The organism is Curtobacterium sp. MCBD17_019, from assembly GCF_003234555.1.
Classification (GTDB): Bacteria; Actinomycetota; Actinomycetes; order Actinomycetales; family Microbacteriaceae; genus Curtobacterium.
The window spans coordinates 1-18,587 of sequence record NZ_QKTT01000016.1 but is presented as its reverse complement, the minus strand read 5'-3'; the positions used below and the strand labels follow the sequence as shown (position 1 = coordinate 18,587).

18 protein-coding genes are annotated in these 18,587 nt (G+C 73.0%); 5 read left to right on the top strand and 13 right to left on the bottom strand.

Features of this window, described 5'->3' with window-relative positions; all coding sequences use genetic code 11:
- Window positions 1–41: 41 nt before the first annotated feature.
- A complete protein-coding gene (locus tag DEI82_RS13680) occupies window positions 42–944 on the top strand; it encodes a TIGR01777 family oxidoreductase (protein ID WP_111011103.1) in 903 nt (300 codons plus the stop codon).
- Between the two features lie 43 nt (window positions 945–987).
- Here DEI82_RS13680 and DEI82_RS13675 read toward each other — a convergent pair whose 3' ends face one another.
- Both DEI82_RS13675 and dapB read right to left on the bottom strand, forming a co-directional pair.
- Window positions 988–1,431, bottom strand: coding sequence for a hypothetical protein (locus DEI82_RS13675; RefSeq protein WP_111011102.1), 444 nt, complete (start codon window positions 1,429–1,431; stop codon window positions 988–990).
- A gap of 1 nt (window position 1,432) precedes the next feature.
- Window positions 1,433–2,179 carry a 4-hydroxy-tetrahydrodipicolinate reductase gene (gene dapB, locus DEI82_RS13670; RefSeq protein WP_111011101.1) on the bottom strand — a complete coding sequence of 249 codons (747 nt, stop codon included), beginning with the start codon at window positions 2,177–2,179 and terminating at the stop codon, window positions 1,433–1,435.
- 43 nt (window positions 2,180–2,222) lie between these two features.
- On the opposite strand from dapB, the gene DEI82_RS13665 reads away from it, so the two are divergent.
- Window positions 2,223–2,696: a GNAT family N-acetyltransferase gene (locus DEI82_RS13665; RefSeq protein WP_111037296.1), complete on the top strand. Its 474-nt coding sequence runs from the start codon at window positions 2,223–2,225 to the stop codon at window positions 2,694–2,696.
- A gap of 3 nt (window positions 2,697–2,699) precedes the next feature.
- Here the strand turns inward: DEI82_RS13665 and DEI82_RS13660 are convergent, their stop codons facing one another.
- Together DEI82_RS13660 and DEI82_RS13655 are read right to left on the bottom strand one after the other, a co-directional pair.
- Window positions 2,700–3,302 carry a histidine phosphatase family protein gene (locus DEI82_RS13660; protein WP_111011099.1) on the bottom strand — a complete coding sequence of 201 codons (603 nt, stop codon included), beginning with the start codon at window positions 3,300–3,302 and terminating at the stop codon, window positions 2,700–2,702.
- A gap of 10 nt (window positions 3,303–3,312) precedes the next feature.
- Window positions 3,313–4,650, bottom strand: coding sequence for a pitrilysin family protein (locus DEI82_RS13655; protein WP_111037295.1), 1,338 nt, complete (start codon window positions 4,648–4,650; stop codon window positions 3,313–3,315).
- Window positions 4,651–4,914: 264 nt separating this feature from the next.
- On the opposite strand from DEI82_RS13655, the gene DEI82_RS13650 reads away from it, so the two are divergent.
- A complete protein-coding gene (locus tag DEI82_RS13650) occupies window positions 4,915–5,574 on the top strand; it encodes a TetR/AcrR family transcriptional regulator (protein ID WP_258368716.1) in 660 nt (219 codons plus the stop codon).
- Window positions 5,575–5,892: 318 nt separating this feature from the next.
- On the opposite strand, the gene DEI82_RS13640 is transcribed toward DEI82_RS13650, so the two are convergent.
- Window positions 5,893–8,154: a polyribonucleotide nucleotidyltransferase gene (locus DEI82_RS13640; protein WP_111037294.1), complete on the bottom strand. Its 2,262-nt coding sequence runs from the start codon at window positions 8,152–8,154 to the stop codon at window positions 5,893–5,895.
- Between the two features lie 365 nt (window positions 8,155–8,519).
- Between DEI82_RS13640 and DEI82_RS13635 the strand changes: the two genes are divergently transcribed.
- The gene (locus DEI82_RS13635) at window positions 8,520–9,740 is read left to right on the top strand and encodes a hypothetical protein (protein ID WP_258370222.1); all 1,221 of its coding nucleotides are present in this window, start codon (window positions 8,520–8,522) and stop codon (window positions 9,738–9,740) included.
- A gap of 25 nt (window positions 9,741–9,765) precedes the next feature.
- On the opposite strand, the gene DEI82_RS13630 is transcribed toward DEI82_RS13635, so the two are convergent.
- The 5 genes from DEI82_RS13630 to DEI82_RS13610 all read right to left on the bottom strand — a co-directional run bounded on the left by DEI82_RS13630 (window position 9,766) and on the right by DEI82_RS13610 (window position 13,564).
- Window positions 9,766–10,389 carry a CE1759 family FMN reductase gene (locus tag DEI82_RS13630; protein ID WP_111037293.1) on the bottom strand — a complete coding sequence of 208 codons (624 nt, stop codon included), beginning with the start codon at window positions 10,387–10,389 and terminating at the stop codon, window positions 9,766–9,768.
- Window positions 10,386–11,498: an LLM class flavin-dependent oxidoreductase gene (locus tag DEI82_RS13625; RefSeq protein ID WP_111011094.1), complete on the bottom strand. Its 1,113-nt coding sequence runs from the start codon at window positions 11,496–11,498 to the stop codon at window positions 10,386–10,388. Before DEI82_RS13625 ends, DEI82_RS13630 begins: the two co-directional genes overlap by 4 nt.
- Before the next feature lie 225 nt (window positions 11,499–11,723).
- Window positions 11,724–11,993: a 30S ribosomal protein S15 gene (gene rpsO, locus DEI82_RS13620; protein ID WP_111011093.1), complete on the bottom strand. Its 270-nt coding sequence runs from the start codon at window positions 11,991–11,993 to the stop codon at window positions 11,724–11,726.
- Window positions 11,994–12,139: 146 nt separating this feature from the next.
- Window positions 12,140–12,967 (bottom strand): nuclease-related domain-containing protein, encoded by an 828-nt coding sequence (locus DEI82_RS13615; protein ID WP_111037292.1) that lies wholly within the window; start codon window positions 12,965–12,967, stop codon window positions 12,140–12,142.
- 156 nt (window positions 12,968–13,123) lie between these two features.
- Window positions 13,124–13,564: a VanZ family protein gene (locus DEI82_RS13610; RefSeq protein WP_111037291.1), complete on the bottom strand. Its 441-nt coding sequence runs from the start codon at window positions 13,562–13,564 to the stop codon at window positions 13,124–13,126.
- Between the two features lie 161 nt (window positions 13,565–13,725).
- Between DEI82_RS13610 and DEI82_RS13605 the strand changes: the two genes are divergently transcribed.
- The gene (locus DEI82_RS13605) at window positions 13,726–14,826 is read left to right on the top strand and encodes a glycoside hydrolase family 6 protein (RefSeq protein ID WP_181435216.1); all 1,101 of its coding nucleotides are present in this window, start codon (window positions 13,726–13,728) and stop codon (window positions 14,824–14,826) included.
- A 12-nt stretch (window positions 14,827–14,838) separates the two neighbouring features.
- Here the strand turns inward: DEI82_RS13605 and DEI82_RS13600 are convergent, their stop codons facing one another.
- The 3 genes from DEI82_RS13600 to DEI82_RS13590 form a co-directional block, all read right to left on the bottom strand.
- Entirely contained in the window at window positions 14,839–17,130 is a 2,292-nt protein-coding gene (locus DEI82_RS13600; protein WP_111037289.1) for an ATP-binding domain-containing protein, read from the bottom strand.
- A gap of 108 nt (window positions 17,131–17,238) precedes the next feature.
- Window positions 17,239–18,075 (bottom strand): aldo/keto reductase, encoded by an 837-nt coding sequence (locus DEI82_RS13595; RefSeq protein ID WP_111014022.1) that lies wholly within the window; start codon window positions 18,073–18,075, stop codon window positions 17,239–17,241.
- Window positions 18,075–18,446, bottom strand: coding sequence for an FKBP-type peptidyl-prolyl cis-trans isomerase (locus DEI82_RS13590; RefSeq protein WP_111014023.1), 372 nt, complete (start codon window positions 18,444–18,446; stop codon window positions 18,075–18,077). Before DEI82_RS13590 ends, DEI82_RS13595 begins: the two co-directional genes overlap by 1 nt.
- Window positions 18,447–18,587: the final 141 nt, after the last annotated feature.

The following is an 18,587-nucleotide window of genomic DNA, read 5'->3' as shown; positions in this document are numbered from 1 at the left end:
TCGGTCGTCGTCGGTACGGTGGGGCGGTCGAAGGAGGACCCATGGCGGACGCCCCGCTCTCCGTGCTCGTGGCCGGCGCGTCCGGCTTCATCGGCACGCCGCTCGTGGCCGCCCTGCGCGCCGCGGGGCACCACGTGACGACGCTCGTGCGTCGCGAGCCGACGTCGCCGTACGAGTTCCGGTGGCAGCCCGGCGTCGCCGACCTCGACCCCGCGGTCGTCGACGGTGCCGACGTCGTGGTGAACCTGGCGGGCGCGAGCATCGCCCGGCTGCCGTGGACGGCCGCGCGACGACGCGCCGTCCGGTCCTCGCGCCTCGACGCGACCCGGACCCTCGTCACCGCGATGCAGCGCGCGGCGACGCCGCCCCACGCCTTCCTCAGCGGCTCCGCGTCCGGGTACTACGGCGACCGCCCCGCCGACCGGCTCATCGAGTCCGCCGACCCCGGCGCGGGGTTCCTCGCGGAGGTCTGCACCGCGTGGGAGGCCGCGGCCTCCGAGGCGCCCTCCACGACCCGGACGGTCCTGCTCCGCACCGGGCTCGTGCTCGGGCCGGACGGCGGCGCGCTCGCCCCCGTGCTGCCCCTCACCCGACTCGGACTCGGATCGCGGCTCGGTACCGGCGGCCAGTACTGGCCCTGGATCTCGCTCGAGGACGAGGTCGCCGCGATCGTGCACCTCTGCTCGTCCGAGGTCGCCGGGCCGGTGAACCTCGCCGGCCCCACACCGGCGCTCGCCGACCACGTCCTCCGGCGCGTCGCGCAGGACCTGCACCGACCGTACGCGCTCACGGTGCCCGAGACGGTCCTGCGCCTGGCGCTCCGCGACGCCGCGGACGAACTCCTGCTCGCGAGCCAGCTGCTCGTCCCGGCGGTGCTCCAGGCCGACGGCTACACGTTCCGGCACGAGACGGTGGAGCAGGCGGTCGACGCGCTGCTCGGCTGACACCCGGCCGCGGGCCGCGGACGGCACGCCGCGGGCCGGCAGGTCAGTGACCGGCCGACAGCCGGAGTGCCGTGCGCATCGCGTCGCGAGCGCGTCGCCGGTCGCCCGCGGCGTCGTACAGGACTCCGAGGCGGAACCACGCCCGCCAGTCCTCGGGCGCCGCCTGGACGGCGTCGCGGTAGCGCGCGAACAGCGCGTCGGCCGCCGCGCGGTCCGGGCGGCCCGACGGCCGGAGCGGGACGACGTCGTCGGGGGCGCCGCCCTCACGCTCGAGTCGGGTGGCGAGCCGCGTGACGCGGAAGCCGAACCGCAGCTCGAGCACGAGGAGCACGGCGCCGATCGCGGCCACGACGAGCAACGCGACCCCGATCCCGACACCGATGCCGAGCCCGGTCGCGATGAACGCCACCGCGCGCTGACCGACGAGCACGAGGTACAGGACGAGGAGCGCGGCGATGAGCGCGACGCCGGCGAAGCGCGAGCGCACGTCAGGCGATGCCGAGGACGCTGTCGAGCCCGACCGTCAGCCCCCGGAGGGAGGGCACGGCACGGAGCGCGGCGCGGACACCCGGCGTGTAGGCGACGTCGTCCGTCGTGTCGTGCCGGATCGTCAGGGTCTCGCCGACGCCGCTGAGCACGACGTCCTGCTGGGCCCGGACGCCCGGTAGCCGGAGGCTGTGCACCGGCACGCTCGCCACCTGCTGTCCCCGCGCGCGCTGGTCCACGTGCGGCGCCGCGACCGGCCCCACGTCGCGTCGGGCCTCGGCGATGCGTTCCGCGGTCCGGACGGCCGTCCCCGACGGCGAGTCGACCTTCGCCGCGTGGTGGGCCTCGACGATCTCGACCGCGTCGAACCAAGGCGCCGCGATCGTCGCGAGGTGCGTCGCGAGCACGGAGCCGATCGAGAAGTTCGGGACCACCATCGCCCCCTGCTCCGGCCGGTCCCCGAGCACGGCGCGGAGGTGCGCGAGCCGGTCCGCGGACCACCCCGAGGTGCCGACGAGGACGTTGGCACCGCTCGCGAGCGCGGCGTCGACGATCGCCGGGCTCCGCGCCGGCACCGTGACGTCGACCACGACGCGAGCGCCGGCGAAGACGTCCGGACCGGCGTCCTCCACGTGGTCCCCCGACCCGAGCGAGGCGACGAGGTCGAACCCGTCGAGCGCCTCCACGACCGAGACGACGAGGCGACCGAGGCGACCGGATGCACCGACCACGGCGACGGGGATGCTCATGGGCCCATCCAACCATCCCCCGGTCCGCCCGTAGGATCGGGAGGTGGTCTCCGTGCGCGCCGTCCCCGCCGATCTGCCCGAGGTCGACGTCCTGCTCGACCACTACCTCGACGAGCGGGCCGCGACGTTCCCCGTCGCGCAGGGGTCGTACCGACGCAAGCGGACCGACCCGCGCGAGTTCGTCCCGCCGCACGGCACCTTCGTGGTCGCACACGACGGCGAGGACGCCGTCGGCTGCGGCGGCCTCCGGCGCATCGACGACGACGACGAGGACGTCCGGTTCGAGGTCAAACACGTGTTCGTCGAGCCCGCCGCGCGAGGGGCGGGGGTCGCGACCGCGATCATGGACGCGCTCGAGCGCGCTGCCGTCGACCTCGGCGCCACGAGCGTCGTCCTCGACACGAACGACAGTCTCGTCGCCGCCGGCGCCATGTACCGCGGCCGCGGGTACGAGCGGATCGCGCCGTACAACGACAACCCGAACGCGACCGCCTGGTACCGGCGGCGGGTCGGCTGACCGTCAGAGCGGTTGCGGGACCGGGAGGCCCGTCCGCAGTTCGACGGGCAGGTGCGCCGTGTCGTTCAGGGTCACCAGCTCCGGCGGCTTCGCCGACCGGACGCGGACGATGGTGAGCGCGGTGTGGGCGACGCTCGTCCCCATCCAGCGCCAGTCCGGCGCCTGGAACACCTCGCGCACGAACCAGGCGATCACCGCGTTGTGGGTGATGAGGAGGTCGTGGCGGTCCTCGATGGAGGGCGTGAACCACTCGGCGACGGCGTCACCCATCTGGGCCTGGCCGGCCGCGATCTCCTCTTCCGTCACGCCGCCGAAGAAGCTCCGGTAGGCGTGCGGCATCTCGGACGTCGGGCCCGAGGGCACGCAGTCGAACAGGAGCGTCGAGGCCTCGGGCACGATCGCCGGGAGCCGTTCACGCATGATCCTGGCGGTCTCGGCCGGCGCTTCGAGCGGCGAGTGGCAGACGGAGTCGAACGGGATCCCGCCGAGACGGTCCGCGATGAGCGTCGCCTGCCGCTTGCCACGCTCGGAGAGCTTGCCGTCGCGCAGGCCGTGCTCGGCGTCCTGGTGTTCCCCGTGCCGGACGAGGTAGAGGTAGTGCGACATGCCGGACCGGTCAGACGTCGTCCGCGCCGGGAGCGCCCTCGAGGTCGGCGCGATCGACGGCGCCGACCACGCTCGTGACCACGGGGCGGGTCAACAGGTCGCGCGCGAGGTCGAGGACGTCGTCGGTGCTCACGCGATCGACGCGCTCGAGGGCCGTCGCGAGGTCCGTGAACTCCCCCACCCCGAGCTCGGAGCGGCCGAGCCGCGTCATACGCGCGTCCGTGTCCTCGAGCGACAGCGTCAGCGCGCCCTCGATCTGGCCCTTCGCACGCGCGAGCTCGTCGGCTGAGATCCCGCTGTCCGTCATCTTGCGGAACTCGTCGTCGACGATGCCGAGCAGCGCCCCGACGTTGTCGGGCGCACAACCGGCGTAGACCCCGAACGCGCCGTTGTCGAGGTACGCCGGGGCGAACGAGGACACGGCGTACGCCAGACCGCGGCGCTCGCGGACCTCTTGGAACAGGCGCGAGGACATGCCGCCACCGAGCACCGCGTTGAGCACGCTGAGCACCGGGCGGCGGTCGTCGCGGAGGTCGAGCCCGTGCGAACCCCGGATGAGGCTGACCTGTTCGGTGGGACGACGGATGAGTTCCAGGCGGGGCTCGACGCCGTCCGCCGGGACCTCGGCCGAGCGACGGGGGTTCGGGGTGGCCGGCGGGACGTCCCCGAAGGCCGCCGCGACGAGTTCGACGAGCTGGTCGTGGTCGACCGCGCCCGCGGCCGTGACCACGATGCCGCTCGGCATGTAGTGCTGCCGGTAGTGGTCCAAGACCTCGTCGCGCTCGACCGCACGGATGCTGTCCGGCGTGCCACCGATCGGACGCCCGAGCGCGTGGCCGGCGAAGGCGGCGGCGAAGAAGGCCTCGCCCGCGAGGTCGGCCGGGTCGTCGGCAGCCATCGCGAGCTCCTCGAGGATCACCCCGCGCTCCACGTCGAAGGCCTCCGGGTCGAGGACCGAGTTCGTCACCATGTCGCCGATCACGGCCACGGCCATCGGGACGTCGAGATCCCGGACGCGGGCGTAGTAGCAGGTGTACTCCTTGGCGGTCGCCGCGTTGTGCTCGCCGCCGACCGAGTCGAACGCCACGGCGATGTCCAACGCGCTGCGTTCGCGTGTGCCCTTGAAGAGCAGGTGCTCGAGGAAGTGGGTCGAGCCGTACTGGCCGGGTTGCTCGTCGCGCGAACCGACCCCCACCCAGTACCCGATGCTCGTCGACCGCGCAGACGGGACGGCCTCGGTGAGCACACGGACGCCCGAGGCGAGGACCGAACGCCGGACGAGGGTGCCCCCTGCGGTGGGGAAGGCGGTCTCCGGCGCTTCGAGCGGCAACGGCACGGGGCGGTTCATCGCGTCGAGCCTACTGAGTCTCCACGGACGTGACTCAGGAACGGCCTGCGCTTGTGGACAGCCCGCGGATGACCCGGGAACGGGGTACACACGATGCGGACATACGGACTCGTCTGTCTGTCCTCCTCGTGCTACAGTGACGGCACCGGAACGGCACCGCCCCCCTCGATGCCGGTCCGGCGGCTACCGGACAACCGGGTCCTGGTGCGACACACGTCCCCCCGCGGTGTCGCGACAGCCGACGTTGCCCCGAGGAGCCACGCTGTGACGGTCGATTCCCCCCAACCGACCGTCCAGCGTCTCCCGGGACCGACGACACCCGGGTCGAGCGAAGCTCCCCGGACCAGCAGCGCGCGTCCGACCGGCGGCGCGAAGCTCCGGATCCTCGAGACGGCGGCCCGGCTCTTCTACGAAGAGGGCATCCGTGGCGTCGGCGTCGACCGGCTCATCGCCGAGGCGAGCGTGACGAAGGCGACCTTCTACAAGCACTACGGCTCGAAGGACAACCTGATCCTCGCCTACGTGCGGAGCCGGCACGAGCAGGTCAAGCAGGCGATGGACACCATCATCGCCGAGGCACCCGACGCACGGACTGCGGTGGGTACCTGGGTTGACACCGTCGTGGACACCACCAACGACCCCGACTTCCGGGGCTGCGCGTTCCTCAACGCCGCGGCGGAGTACCACGACCCCCGGCACCCCGTCCGTGAGGTCGTGTCGGCCCACCGCGACTGGTACACCGATCAGCTCGCCGAGCTCCTGCAGCAGGCCGGCCACCCGCTCCCGGGCGACGGCGCCGACGAACTCATGCTCGCGCGCGACGGCGCGATGGTGGGGTCGTACGCCGGGGACACGATCGCGGCATGCGCGGCTCTGGGCCGCGTGGCGAGCCGCGTGCTCGGCACCGACGCGCCCGCCGCCTGACCTGCCGCCCGGCCGCCCGGCCGCCGTGCCGCCCGGCCGCCGTGCCGCCCGGCCGCCGTGCCGCCCGGCCGCCGTGCCGCCCGGCCGCCCGGCGCCTCTCCCGCCGAGATCGCAGTCGTTGCCGCTCTGCCGCGGGGCGGAGCGGCAACGTCTGCGATCTCGCGGTGTCCGGACGGCGGCCGGAGGACGGCGGCCGGAGGACGGCGGCCAGAGGACGGCGGCCGGAGGACGGCGGCCAGAGGACGGCGGCCGGACCGCAGACGCGGAACGGCCGCCGGCCCCCGTGGGGACCGACGGCCGTTCCGTCGAGCGCGAGCGTCAGACCGCGGCGCCCTCGGCGTCCGCGGACTCGGTCGCCGTGTCGGCCTCCTCGGCGATCACGGGCGCGAGCGACAGCTTGCCGCGGTCGTCGACCTTCGTGACCTCGACGAGGACCTTCTGGCCGACCCCGAGGACGTCCTCGACGTTCTCGACGCGCTTGCCACCGGCGAGCTTGCGGACCTCGGACACGTGGAGGAGTCCGTCTCGGCCCGGGAGGAGCGAGACGAACGCACCGAACGTGGCGATCTTGACGACCGTTCCGAGGAACTGGTCCCCGATCTCCGGGTTGGTCGGGTTCGCGATCGCGTTGACCTGGGCGCGGGCGGCCTCGGCCGAGGGACCGTCGACCGCACCGATGTAGACCGTGCCGTCGTCCTCGATCGAGATGTCGGCGCCGGTCTCGTCCTGGATCCCGTTGATCGTCTTGCCCTTCGGGCCGATCAGCTCGCCGATCTTGTCGACCGGGATCTGGACGCTGATGACGCGCGGCGCGGTGTCGGCCATCTCGTCGGGGGCGTCGATCGCCTCGGTGAGGACACCGAGGATCGCCGAACGGGCCTCCTTGGCCTGCTTCAGGGCGGCGTCGAGGACCGACGACGGGATGCCGTCGAGCTTCGTGTCGAGCTGGATCGCGGTGACGAACTCGCTCGTGCCGGCGACCTTGAAGTCCATGTCGCCGAGGGCGTCCTCGGCACCGAGGATGTCGGTCAGGGCCGCGTAGCGGGTCTGACCGTCGACGGTGTCGGAGACGAGGCCCATCGCGATGCCCGCGACCGGCGCGCGCAGCGGCACACCGGCGTTGAGGAGCGACAGGGTCGAGGCGCACACGGAGCCCATCGAGGTGGAGCCGTTCGACCCGAGGGCCTCGGACACCTGACGGATGGCGTAGGGGAACTCCTCGCGGCTCGGCAGGACCGGCACGAGGGCCCGCTCGGCGAGGAAGCCGTGTCCGATCTCGCGACGCTTCGGCGAACCGACGCGGCCGGTCTCACCGGTCGAGTAGGGCGGGAAGTTGTAGTGGTGCAGGTAGCGCTTCTTCGTGACCGGGCTCAGGGAGTCGATCTGCTGCTCCATCTTGAGCATGTTCAGCGTCGTGACCCCGAGGATCTGGGTCTCGCCGCGCTGGAAGATCGCCGAACCGTGGACGCGCGGGATGACCGCGACCTCGGCGTCGAGCGGACGGATGTCGGCGAGGCCGCGGCCGTCCATGCGGACCTGCTCGGTGAGGATCCGGCCGCGCACGACCTTCTTCGTCACCGACTTGTAGGCGGCGGAGACCTGACCGTTGGCCTCGGCGGGCAGGGTGCCGGCCTCGACCTGGGCCGCGACGGCCTCCTTGACGCGCGCCTTGAGGGCATCGTCGGCGTCCTGGCGCTCGAGCTTGCCGGCGATCTGGTACACGCCCTTGAGCTCGTCGAGGGCGAGCCCCTCGACCGCCGCGTAGACCTCGTCGGAGTACGCCGGGAACACCGGGTAGTCCTGGATCTCCTTGGCGGACTGCGCGGCCATCTTCGCCTGGGCCTCGACGAGGACCTTGAGGAACGGCTTGGCGGCCTCGAGGCCCTGCGCCACGACGGACTCGTCCGGCTTGACGGCGCCACCCTGGATGAGGCCCCAGCTGTTCTCGGTGGCCTCCGCCTCGACCATCATGATCGCGACGTCCTCGTTGCCGGCCTCGTCGGTGACGACCCGGCCGGCGACGGTCAGGTCGAACACGGCCTGCTCGAGCTGCGAGTGCTTCGGGAACGCGACCCACTGGCCGTCGATGAGCGCGAGGCGCACACCGGCGATCGGGCCGGAGAACGGCAGACCGGAGATCTGCGTGGAGGCCGACGCCGCGTTGATCGCGAGGGCGTCGTAGAACTCGTCCGGCGCGATGCTCAGGACCGTGATGACGATCTGGACCTCGTTGCGGAGCCCGTCGACGAACGACGGACGGAGCGGGCGGTCGATGAGCCGGCAGACCAGGATGGCCTCGGTCGACGGTCGGCCCTCGCGGCGGAAGAACGAGCCGGGGATCTTGCCGGCGGCGTAGGAGCGCTCCTCGACGTCGACGGTGAGCGGGAAGAAGTCGAAGCCCTCCCGCGGGTGCTTGCCGGCGCTCGTGGCGCTCAGCAGCATGGTCTCGTCGTCCAGGTACGCGGCGACGGCGCCCTGCGCCTGCTGCGCGAGACGACCGGTCTCGAACCGGACGGTACGGGTACCGAAGCGACCGTTGTCGATCACTGCCTCGGCGAACTTGATCTCGGGACCCTCCAAAGGGGTGCCTCCTCGTGTGCGTGACGGCCACGCACGCTCGTCGAGCGTGCGTGGTGGTGTCGGCGTCGTGGTCGACGCCGCATGGTGTGTGTGCAGCAGGGCCGGGGGTCGAGGGCACGGTGTGCACGTGCGCCCACACGACAGCGGGACGCATGCCTGGCCAGCAGTAGAAATCCACGGCGCCGCTCGCCCCGCGTGGGGGACGGTCCCGTAGGTCACCACCGATGACCAGCTTCGTGCCGGCCTGCTCCGGTTGGTTCCAGATCGATGACGGATACGTCACCGACGGTCTCGAGCCTAGCATCCGGGTCCGCCGCTCCGGCATGGCTCGCGGCGAACACGCGGTGGGTCGTTAGCCTGGGCCCATGCGTCACTCCTCCCCCACGCGTGCCGCCGCGCCCGGACGTGCGCGCCGTCGGCTGCTCGTGACGGGCCTCACCCTGACCGTGTGCGCGTTCGTCGCGCCGGTCGTCGGAGCCCTCCCGGCCCAGGCCACGACCTACCCGTCGTGGGCGGACGTCCAGGCGGCGAAGGGCAACCAGGCGGCCACGCAGGCCGAGGTCGCGAAGGTGCAGGACGCGCTCAAGGGCCTCCAGTCGGTGGCCGCGCAGAAGTCCGCCGCCGCGCTCACCGCGTCGGCCCAGGCGGCCGCGGCCGAGTCCGACCTCCGGGCGGCGACCCAGACGGCCGACGACCTGACCGCCAGGGCAGCGGCCGCCGCCGAGACCGCGGCGCGCGCCAAGGACCGGGCGGGGCAGCTCGCCGCGCACCTCTACCGCTCGGGCGACAGCGACACGATCACGAGCCGCATCGTCGGTTCCAAGAAGCCCCAGGACCTCCTGTACCAACTCGGCACCCTCGACCAGTTGTCGGACACGTGGGCCGGTGTGATGAGCGACGCGAGCGTGGCGGCGAACACGGCCACGTCCCTCCACGACCAGGCGCAGCGGGCCGAGGCGGAGCGCCAGCGCCTCGCCGACGCCGCGGAGACCAAGTCGACGGCGGCGGACGCCGCGGAGGCAGCGGCGAACGCCGCGGTGTCGAGCACGCAGCAGCACAGCGACGAGCTGTACGCGCAGCTCGCCACCCTCAAGGACACGACGGCGAAGGTCGAGCGGCAGTACGCGATCGGCCAGGCCGTGGCCGCCCAGGTCGCGGCCCAGAAGCGGGCCGCGCAGCTCGCTGCGGAGCGCGCGGCCGCCCAACGCGCCACGTCCGCCGTCGCGGCGGCCGCGCCCACGACGTCATACCCGGATCCGTCCGGCGTCGGCGCGGACCCCGCAGGCGCGCAGGCGTACGCGCGAGGCGCGATCGGTGCCTACGGCTGGGGTTCCGACCAGTTCTCATGCCTCGTGTCACTGTGGACGCAGGAGTCGGGCTGGCGGGCGAACGCCCTCAACGTCTCGAGCGGCGCCTACGGCATCCCGCAGGCCCTGCCCGCGTCGAAGATGGCCACGGCGGGCGCGGACTGGCGGACGAACCAGGACACCCAGATCAACTGGGGCCTGGCGTACATCAAGGACGCGTACGGCAGCCCCTGCGCCGCCTGGAACCACGAGATGAGCGAGAACCCGCACTGGTACTGAGCGGCTCTCTCCCTCCGCGTGCCCCCTACTGACCGAGGCCCTCGAGCAGACTCCCGAAGTCGACGACGTCGGGCTCCGTCGCGGGGACACGACGCCGGGAGGTCCGGACCAGGTGGGCGAGGTCGGCCCCCGCCCGGCGGATCCGACCGTCGAGTGCCGCCACGCCCTCGGCGTCGCCCCAGTCCTCGGTGGCCGCGAACACCGCGGTCGGCGCCACGGCGGCGCGCAGATAGCTGAAGACCGGTCGGAACCCGTGCTCGACCGTGAGCGAGTGCCGCGGGGAGCCACCGGTCGCACCGAGCAGCACGGGCATGTCGACGAGTGCGTCCGTCTCGAGGACGTCGAGGAACGACTTCGCGAGCCCGCTCATGCCCGCGGTGAACACCGGCGCGACGAACACGACGGCGTCCGCCTCGACGACCTCGGCGACCGCCGCGCCGAGCGCGGGCGGTGTGAAGCGCGTCAGCATCGCGTCGGTGATCTCGTGCGCGAGCGGGCGCAGGTCGACGTGCACGACGCGCGTCGCGCCTCCCGGCACCCCGTCAGGGTCACCGAGGGCGGTCACGGCGGCATCCGCCAGCCGGTCGGCCAGGAGGCGCGACGACGACGGTTCGGACAGCCCCGCGGAGACGACGGCGATGGTGGTCATGCGCGCACCTCCGCGACGTCGCTGGCGACGGCGGCCGACTGCGCGGCCGCGACGAGCGAGGCGTGGGTCGGGGCGTCGGGGACGCCCGGGGCACGGCGGGCCTCGAACTCCTTCCGGAGCACGGGCACGACCTCCTCGCCGAGGATGTCGAGCTGCTCGAGCACGGTCGTGAGCGGCAGCCCCGCGTGGTCCATGAGGAACAGCTGGCGCTGGTAGTCGCCGACGTACTCGCGGAAGCCGAGCGTCCGGTCGATGACCTCCTGCGGGCTGCCGACCGTGAGCGGCGTCTGCCGCGTGAAGTCCTCGAGGCTCGGGCCGTGGCCGTAGACCGGCGCGTTGTCGAAGTACGGGCGGAACTCCGCGACGGCGTCCTGCGAGTTCTTCCGCATGAACACCTGGCCGCCGAGCCCGACGATCGCGTTCGCGGCCGGCCCGTGTCCGTGGTGCTCGAACCGCTCACGGTAGAGCCGGACCATGTTCGCGGTGTGGCTCGCGGGCCAGAAGATGTGGTTCGCGAAGAACCCGTCGCCGTAGTAGGCCGCCTGCTCGGCGATCTCGGGGGTGCGGATCGATCCGTGCCAGACGAACGGGGCGACGCCGTCGAGTGGGCGCGGCGTCGCGGTGAAACCCTGCAGCGGCGTGCGGAAGTGGCCCTGCCAGTCGACGACGTCCTCGGTCCAGAGGCGGCGGAGGAGTGCGTAGTGCTCGATGGCGAGGTTGACGCCCTGTCGGATGTCCTGCCCGAACCACGGGTAGACGGGCCCGGTGTTCCCGCGGCCGAGGATGAGGTCGGTGCGGCCGCCGGACACGTGCTGGAGCATCGCGAAGTCCTCGGCGATCTTCACCGGGTCGTTCGTCGTGATGAGTGTCGTGCTCGTACTGAGGACCAGCCGCTCGGTCTTCGCGGCGAGGTAGCCGAGCATGGTGGTCGGCGAGGACGGCACGAACGGCGGGTTGTGGTGCTCGCCCGTGGCGAAGACGTCGAGGCCGACCTCCTCCGCCTTCTGCGCGATGGTCAGGACCGCCTGGATCCGCTCGGCCTCGGTCGGCGTCCTGCCGGTCGTCGGGTCGGTGGTGACGTCACCCACGGTGAAGATGCCGAACTGCACGATGCGCTCCTCTTTCGATGCGTTTGCATGTACATGGTAGCCGAACGACGGTGCCGTGCACGCTATTCCCGCTCCGTGCGAACGCGCGGGGAGACCACCGCACCCGACGGGAACGCAGAACGCCCCGCCCCTCCGGTGGGAGGGACGGGGCGTTCGGTCAAGACCGGATCCCCCGCCTGGCGGAGGCACTTCGATCGTCGACCGCAGTGACCGACAGAGCAGTGACTAGCGACGCAGGCCGAGGCGCTCGATGAGCGAGCGGTAGCGGTTGATGTCGACGTCGGCGAGGTAGCCGAGGAGACGACGACGCTGCCCGACGAGGAGCAGCAGACCACGACGCGAGTGGTGGTCGTGCTTGTGCTCCTTGAGGTGCTCGGTGAGGTCCTTGATGCGCTGCGTGAGCACGGCCACCTGGACCTCGGGGGATCCCGTGTCGCCCGGGTGGGTCGCGTACTCTTCGATGATCGCCTTCTTGACGTTCGATTCGAGTGCCATGGGTGATCCCCTTCCTGTTGCTGCGCGGTGCACCACACCGGATGTGTGGGCGCTCTGTGTCCGCGGCCGTTCGACGGCAACCTGACGATGATACCCCACCGGCCCGTCGCCGGACGACCCCGACGAGCCCCACCCGTGCCCCGGAGTCAGCTGAACAGTGCCCCGACGAGGCCGGGGACGGCCGCGACGACCGCGACGAGGCCGGCCGCGACGCCCGCACACGCGGCACCCGCCCACGCGAGACGCGCAGCGCGGGCGACCCGCACCTCCCGTCCGAGCGCTGCGAACCGTGCCACGACGTCGGCGGGCTCACCCTCGGGCCGCACGCCCCACGTCTCGGTGGAGGTCACGGCCCCGGCGAGCGCCCACACCGCGTCCTGACCGAGGACCGTCGGGAGCCGGCGGAGCGTCCGGACGAGGTGACGGGCGTCGACGACGCGGACGTCCTCCGGCGCGCGTCGGACCTGCACCCGGGCGGCGTGCACCACCGCGACGAGACTCGTCACCGGTGCGACGGGGAGCGTGAGCGCCGCCAGGGCACGCAGCACGCGCGTCCGATCGCTCCGCGCCGCGTGCACGTACGGCCGGCGCTGACCCGCGACGAGCACGGTGTCGCCGCCGACCCACACGCGGGCGTCGCGGTGGTGCTTCGTGTGCACCGTGACGACACCCATGGGTCCGACGACGAGGTGGTCGATGTCCGTGCCCGAGTCCGTCACCGGGATGGAGTGCAGTACGACGTGCTCCGGTCCGAGCCCCTCGAGGAGCCGCGCGGTCACGCGCTCCCCCACCACGCCGACGTACCAGGACCGCGCCGCGTCGGTGAGCACGCGCGCGCCGACGACGCGTGCGAGAGGACCCCGCGGTGGCGCGGCCGCCTGCTCGGCGAGGCAGGCCGCCATGAGCGTCTGCCCCGGGACCCGGTCCGTGAGGTCGTCGAGTCGTACCGCCCCCGGGACGTCGTGGGTGGGCACGCGGTGGTCCTCCTGTCGGGCCGTCCTGCACGGCCCACCACCCAGGGTGTCGGACCCGGCCGGCCGGTGCCAGCTCCAGAAGGGGTGCCCCCCGGACGGCCGGGCCAGGGGACGGACGGGAGGACCGGGGTCGACCGGTCGCGCGACGCGCGGCCGTCAGACCATGCGCGGGCGCCGGCGGCGGCGTTCGGGCACCGCCGACCGGGCCAACCCGATGAGCGTGGCGCCGAGGAACCCCCCGAGCCCGTTCGAGAGGACGTCGCGCGGATCGGCGACGCGGCCCGGCAGGGCGACGTGCTGCGTCCACTCGATGCCCACCGACAGTCCGACGGCGAGCATGCCCGCGAGGAACCACGCCCGCCGGGGCAGCCACATCGCCGCGATCGCACCGACCGGGACGAACATCGCGATGTTCGCCAGGAACTCCGCGCGGTCGTAGGTGACCCACGCCGTCGCCGCGTGCTGCTGGGCCAGCCGGAGGACGAGGGCGACCGCATCGCTGCCGGAGCGGGAGAACAGCTGAGGTGTCAGCGTCATCCGCCACACCACCCAGGCGTAGCCGGCGGTGACGACGAGCAGCAGCAGTCTCCGGAACATCCGCACAGTCTGGGGCAGCAGCCTGCCGCACCCCTGTGCCCTGGCTGGACACCGACCGCGCCGTGCCTGGCAGATCGCACACAGCGGACCGGCGAGTGGCCGCCGCGGGGCCGGTGATGCGAGGCTGGTCCGACCGACCCGTGAGGACGAGGAGGACCGCCATGCCCACGGAGCGGCCTGACCCCCGCCCGCCGGCCGGCCACCACCGGTCGGGGCGCCGCCAGTGGGCGGTCCTCGGCGCGGTCGCCGTGGGGCTGGCGCTGCTGCTCGTGCTCGCGTTGACGGTCGTCCTGCCCCACGCCGACCGGAACGGAGGCTCCATGTCGACCCCCGATGCCACCCCCACGCCGACGCGCGTCGTCGCGACCCGCAGGACCGCGGCCGAGGCCTTCCCCGGCGGACTCGCCGTGCAGCCCACGAGCGTGAACCACCCCGCCCGGTCCGAGTCCGCCGCTCGCACCCGCGGCGACGTCGCGACGGCGAACGCGCTCTCGGTGATCGCGGACCAGCCGATCGCCACGTGGCTCACGGGCGCGGGGTCGACCGCCGACACCGTGCGCACGGTCCGCGCGGTGCTCGAGAGCGCGCAGACGCACCAGGCGACCCCGACGTTCGTGCTCTACGCCGTGCCGGACCGCGACTGCGGCGGGTACTCGAAGGGCGGCCTCAGCACGGCCGCCTACGGCCCCTGGGTGCGGCACGTGGCCGACGCCATGCGGGGATCGCACGCCGTCGTGCTCGTCGAACCGGACTCCCTCGCCCAGATCTCGAACTGCCCCCGCATCGGGACGAGCCGCATCCCGGTGATCCGGCAGGCCGTGCACACCCTCGTCGACGCCGGGCTCACGGTGTACCTCGACGGCGGCAACGAGGACCGCGTTCCCGTGGACACCATGGCGCGGCGCCTCCGCGAGGCCGGCGTCGACGAGGCCCAGGGCTTCTCGACCAACGTGTCGAACTTCTACCGCGTCGACCAGGAGCGCGCGTACGCCGACCGGCTCGCGGACCGCATCGGGGGCGATCCGCACTTCGTCATCGACGTGTCCCGCAACGGCCGGGGGTGGCTCGGCACCTGGTGCAACCCGCCGGGCGCCGGGCTCGGGCAGACCCCGCACGTCACCGCCGGCTCCACCCGACTCGACGCCCTGCTGTGGGTGAAGACCCCCGGGCTGAGCGACGGCACGTGCAACGGTGGACCGGCCGCCGGACAGTGGTGGCAGCAGTACGCGCTCGACCTCGTGGAGCACCGGAAACGGGACTGACCGCCGGCGAGATCAGGCCGCGACGTCCCCCGCCTCCGCCGCACCGGCGTCCTCGTCGGTCGCGATGACGTCGAGCACGACGAGCCGCCGGGTCGGCCGCGTCATGGCGACGTACACGGCGGCGGCCGCGCGGGCAGCGTCGGCGCCGACACCGTCCGGGTCGACGAGCACCACGCCGTCGAACTCGAGCCCCTTGGCCTCGGCACCGGTGAGGACGGTGACCGCGCCGGGCCGTGGCGCCTCGAGTGAACGGAGGTCGTCCGTGGTCGCCGCCAACCGCTCGCGGATCACCGCGATCGCGTCGTCGGGCGCGATGACGCCCATGGTGCCCGTGCCGATCCGACGCCGCTCGGCCCGGACCTGCTCGACGACCGCGTCGACGAGGCCGGCGCGGGACACCGCGACGTGCTCGACCGGATCACCGTCACGGACGGCACGGGTGGCGGTGACGGCGAGCCCGGCGTCCTCAGCGAACCGACCGGCGGCTTCGACGATCTGCCGCGGCGTGCGGTAGTTGACGGTGAGGTACTCGATCCGGTGGTCGAGCGGCACGCGGGGAGCCCGGCCTCGACGACGGCGGGCGAGGGCACCGAGCACGTCGTCCCAGCTCCGCGCGGCGGCGGGCGAGGACCCCTGCGCCATGTCCCCGACGATCGTGAAGGACCGCAACGGGTTCCGCCGTGCGAGCACCCGCCACTGCATCGGCGAGAGATCCTGGGCCTCGTCCACCACGATGTGGCCGTAGGTCCACTCGCGGTCCTCCGCTGCACGCTCCGCGGTGGTGCGCGGGTCACCGCCCTCGGCGAAGGACCCCGCGACCTGCTCCGCCGTCACGATGCCCTCGACGCCCATGTTCTCGATGGCGATGCGGGCGTTCTCGACGTCGCGCTGTCGGGCCGCCTTCGCTTGCCGCCGGGCGCCGCCGCCCGAGGGGTCGAACGGGCCGAGGAGCTCCGCGGCCTCGTCGAGCAGCGGGACGTCCTCGACCGTGAACCCGGCACCGCGCGAGCGTCGGAGCAACGCCCGCCGGTCAGCGGACCAGTGCGGGGTCAGCGAGGCGAGCCAGTTCGGGCGCGCGTAGAGGTCCTCGACGAACTTCTCGGCCGGGAGCGGCATCCACGCGCCGTTCAGCAGCACCCGCACGTCGTACGACGAACGGACGTCCTCGCGGAGGACCTTCTCGTCGGCCTCGTCCACCGTGGTCCCGCGCTCGCGCAGCTGCTCGGCGAGCAGACCGGTGAGGGCATCGAGTGCCGCCTTGTTGAAGGTCACCCGCGCGACGTTGTGCGGCTTGCCCCGCTCCTGGGCCTTCCGCATCGCCGCGGCGATGAGCGACGGCGGGACCACGAGACGCTCGCCCTCGATGTCGACCGTGACGGTCTCGGTCGGCACGATCTGCCGCGACCGCACCGCGCGGCGGAGCAGGTCGGCCATCTCGGCCGACCCCTTGACCGCGGCGGCCCGCGCGCCGTCGTGCCGATCGGTGTCGACGCCCGGGTACAGGGACCCGAGGGACGCCATGACGACGCCCGTCTCGCCGAGCGACGGGAGGACCTGCTCGATGTACGTCAGGAAGGCCGGCGACGGACCGACGACGAGCACGCCGGAGCCGCGGAGACGCTCGCGGTGCGAGTACAGCAGGTAGGCCGCCCGGTGGAGTGCGACGGCGGTCTTGCCGGTGCCGGGGCCACCCTGCACGACGAGCACGCCCTCGATGGCGGACCGGATGATGCGGTCCTGCTCGCCCTGGATCGTCGCGACGATGTCGGTCATCCGGCCCGTGCGGTCCGCGCTCACGGCGGCCAGCAGCGCGCCCTCACCCTGCAGGTGGGTGCGCTCGCTGTCGTAGAGCGTCGCGTCGAACACCTCGTCCTCGACGCCGACGACCTCGCGACCGGCCAGCGTCAGGTGCCGACGCGCGCGCATGCCCATCGGGTGGGCCGCCGTCGCCTGGTAGAACGCGCTGGCGCCGGGGACGCGCCAGTCGAGCAGCAGCGGCCGGTGCTCGGCGTCCCGGAGCCCGACGCGGCCGATGTAGCGGAAGGCGCTCTCGTCCTGCTCCGGGTCCGCGACCTCGAGGCGGCCGAACACGAGCCGGTCCCCGACGCGCTCGAGCGTCGCGAGGGTGTCCTCGTAGAGGCGGGCGAAGGCGTCGCGTTCGCTGCGGCTCTGGTGGTTCCCACCGACGGACTCACGACGGGTCTCGGCCAGCCGCCGGGCGGCGTCCGCGGACAACTCGTCGAGCCGTGCGAACAGGCCGTCGACGTACTGACGTTCGCGGTCGACTTCTGACTCCTCGGTCACGCAACACCCTTCGGGACGGGGGTGACAAGTGTAGCCCCGCGCGCGCCGTGGTGGGAGGTGTCGACGTGGAGGTGCGACGGGGCCGGTCCGACCGGCCCCGTCGCGGGCTCACATCTCCTCGTGCGAGTCGGGGTCGCCGCCCCAGAGCCGGCCACGCTCGAGCCCGGAGATCGCCGTCATCTCGTCGTCGGTGAGCTCGAACGCGAACACGTCGATGTTCTCGCGCTGCCGTCCAGGGTCGCCCGACTTCGGCACCGGCACGGCGCCGAGCTGCACGTGCCACCGCAGCACGACCTGCCCCGGGGTGACCCCGTGCGCCGCCGCGGCGTCCGTGACGACGCGTTCGGTCAGGAGCTCGCTCTGCTTGGCGAGCGGGCTCCAGCTCTCGGTCACGATCCCGAGGCGCTCGTGCACCGCGCGGAGGGCGCCCTGGGGGAAGTACGGGTGCAGCTCGACCTGGTTGACCGCGGGGGCCACACCGGTCGCGTCGACGATGCGCTGCAGGTGCTCCTCGGTGAAGTTCGAGACGCCGATGGAGCGGACGACGCCGCTGTCCCGGAGGTCGACGAAGGCCTTCCAGGTGTCGACGAACTTGTCGACGGACGGGTTCGGCCAGTGGATGAGGTACAGGTCGACCGAGTCCAGCCCGAGGTTGCCGAGGGTCTCCTCGATCGATCGGTGGGCCTCGTCGTACCCGTGGTGTCGCCCGGGCAGCTTCGAGGTGACGACGAGGTCCTCACGCGGGAGACCGCACTCGCGCACGGCACGGCCGACGGCGTCCTCGTTGCCGTAGTTGAGCGCCGTGTCGAGGAGCCGGTAGCCCGCGTCGATGCCGGCACGGACCGCCGCCACGCCCTCGTCGCCGTTCAGCCCGTACGTCCCGAGCCCGAGGCGCGGGAAGGCGGTGCCGTCGTTGAGCTCGACGGTGGGGACCGCGGTCGGCATCAGCGCACGCCGAGGAGGTCGATGACGAAGATCAGGGTCTTGCCGGACAGGAAGTGCCCGCCACCGGCCGGCCCGTAGGCGAGCTCCGGCGGCACGACGAGCTTGCGACGGCCGCCGACCTTCATGCCGGGGATGCCCTCTTGCCAGCCGCGGACGAGCGCCGCGAGCGGGAAGTCGATCGGCTCGCCGCGGTTCCAGGAGCTGTCGAACTCCTCGCCGGAGTCGTACTCGACGCCCGCGTAGTGCACCTTGACGGTCGATCCGGGCTGGGCCTCCGCGCCGTCGCCCTCGACGATGTCGGTGATGACGAGCTCGGTGGGGGCGGGGCCCTCCGGGGCGTCGAACTCGGGCTTGCTGTTGAGGTCAGTCATGTCGCCATCCAACACGACGAGGGTGACACCCGCATGGCGGCCGGTCCCACCGGGCGCGTCCGGATGCGGGGGACGGCAGAATGGTCCCACCGTGACTCCACATCCGGCCGACGACGGCCCCGCCTCCCCCCACGATCAGAC

Bases quoted from the DNA above. Each gene is read 5' to 3' on its own strand.
- DEI82_RS13680 (WP_111011103.1), top strand. From the start codon at position 42: ATGGCGGACGCCCCGCTCTCCGTGCTCGTGGCCGGCGCGTCCGGCTTC.
- dapB (WP_111011101.1), bottom strand. From the start codon at position 2,179: ATGAGCATCCCCGTCGCCGTGGTCGGTGCATCCGGTCGCCTCGGTCGC.
- DEI82_RS13660 (WP_111011099.1), bottom strand. From the start codon at position 3,302: ATGTCGCACTACCTCTACCTCGTCCGGCACGGGGAACACCAGGACGCC.
- DEI82_RS13655 (WP_111037295.1), bottom strand. From the start codon at position 4,650: ATGAACCGCCCCGTGCCGTTGCCGCTCGAAGCGCCGGAGACCGCCTTC.
- DEI82_RS13635 (WP_258370222.1), top strand. From the start codon at position 8,520: ATGCGTCACTCCTCCCCCACGCGTGCCGCCGCGCCCGGACGTGCGCGC.
- DEI82_RS13630 (WP_111037293.1), bottom strand. From the start codon at position 10,389: ATGACCACCATCGCCGTCGTCTCCGCGGGGCTGTCCGAACCGTCGTCG.
- rpsO (WP_111011093.1), bottom strand. From the start codon at position 11,993: ATGGCACTCGAATCGAACGTCAAGAAGGCGATCATCGAAGAGTACGCG.
- DEI82_RS13610 (WP_111037291.1), bottom strand. From the start codon at position 13,564: ATGTTCCGGAGACTGCTGCTGCTCGTCGTCACCGCCGGCTACGCCTGG.
- DEI82_RS13605 (WP_181435216.1), top strand. From the start codon at position 13,726: ATGCCCACGGAGCGGCCTGACCCCCGCCCGCCGGCCGGCCACCACCGG.
- DEI82_RS13595 (WP_111014022.1), bottom strand. From the start codon at position 18,075: ATGCCGACCGCGGTCCCCACCGTCGAGCTCAACGACGGCACCGCCTTC.
- DEI82_RS13590 (WP_111014023.1), bottom strand. From the start codon at position 18,446: ATGACTGACCTCAACAGCAAGCCCGAGTTCGACGCCCCGGAGGGCCCC.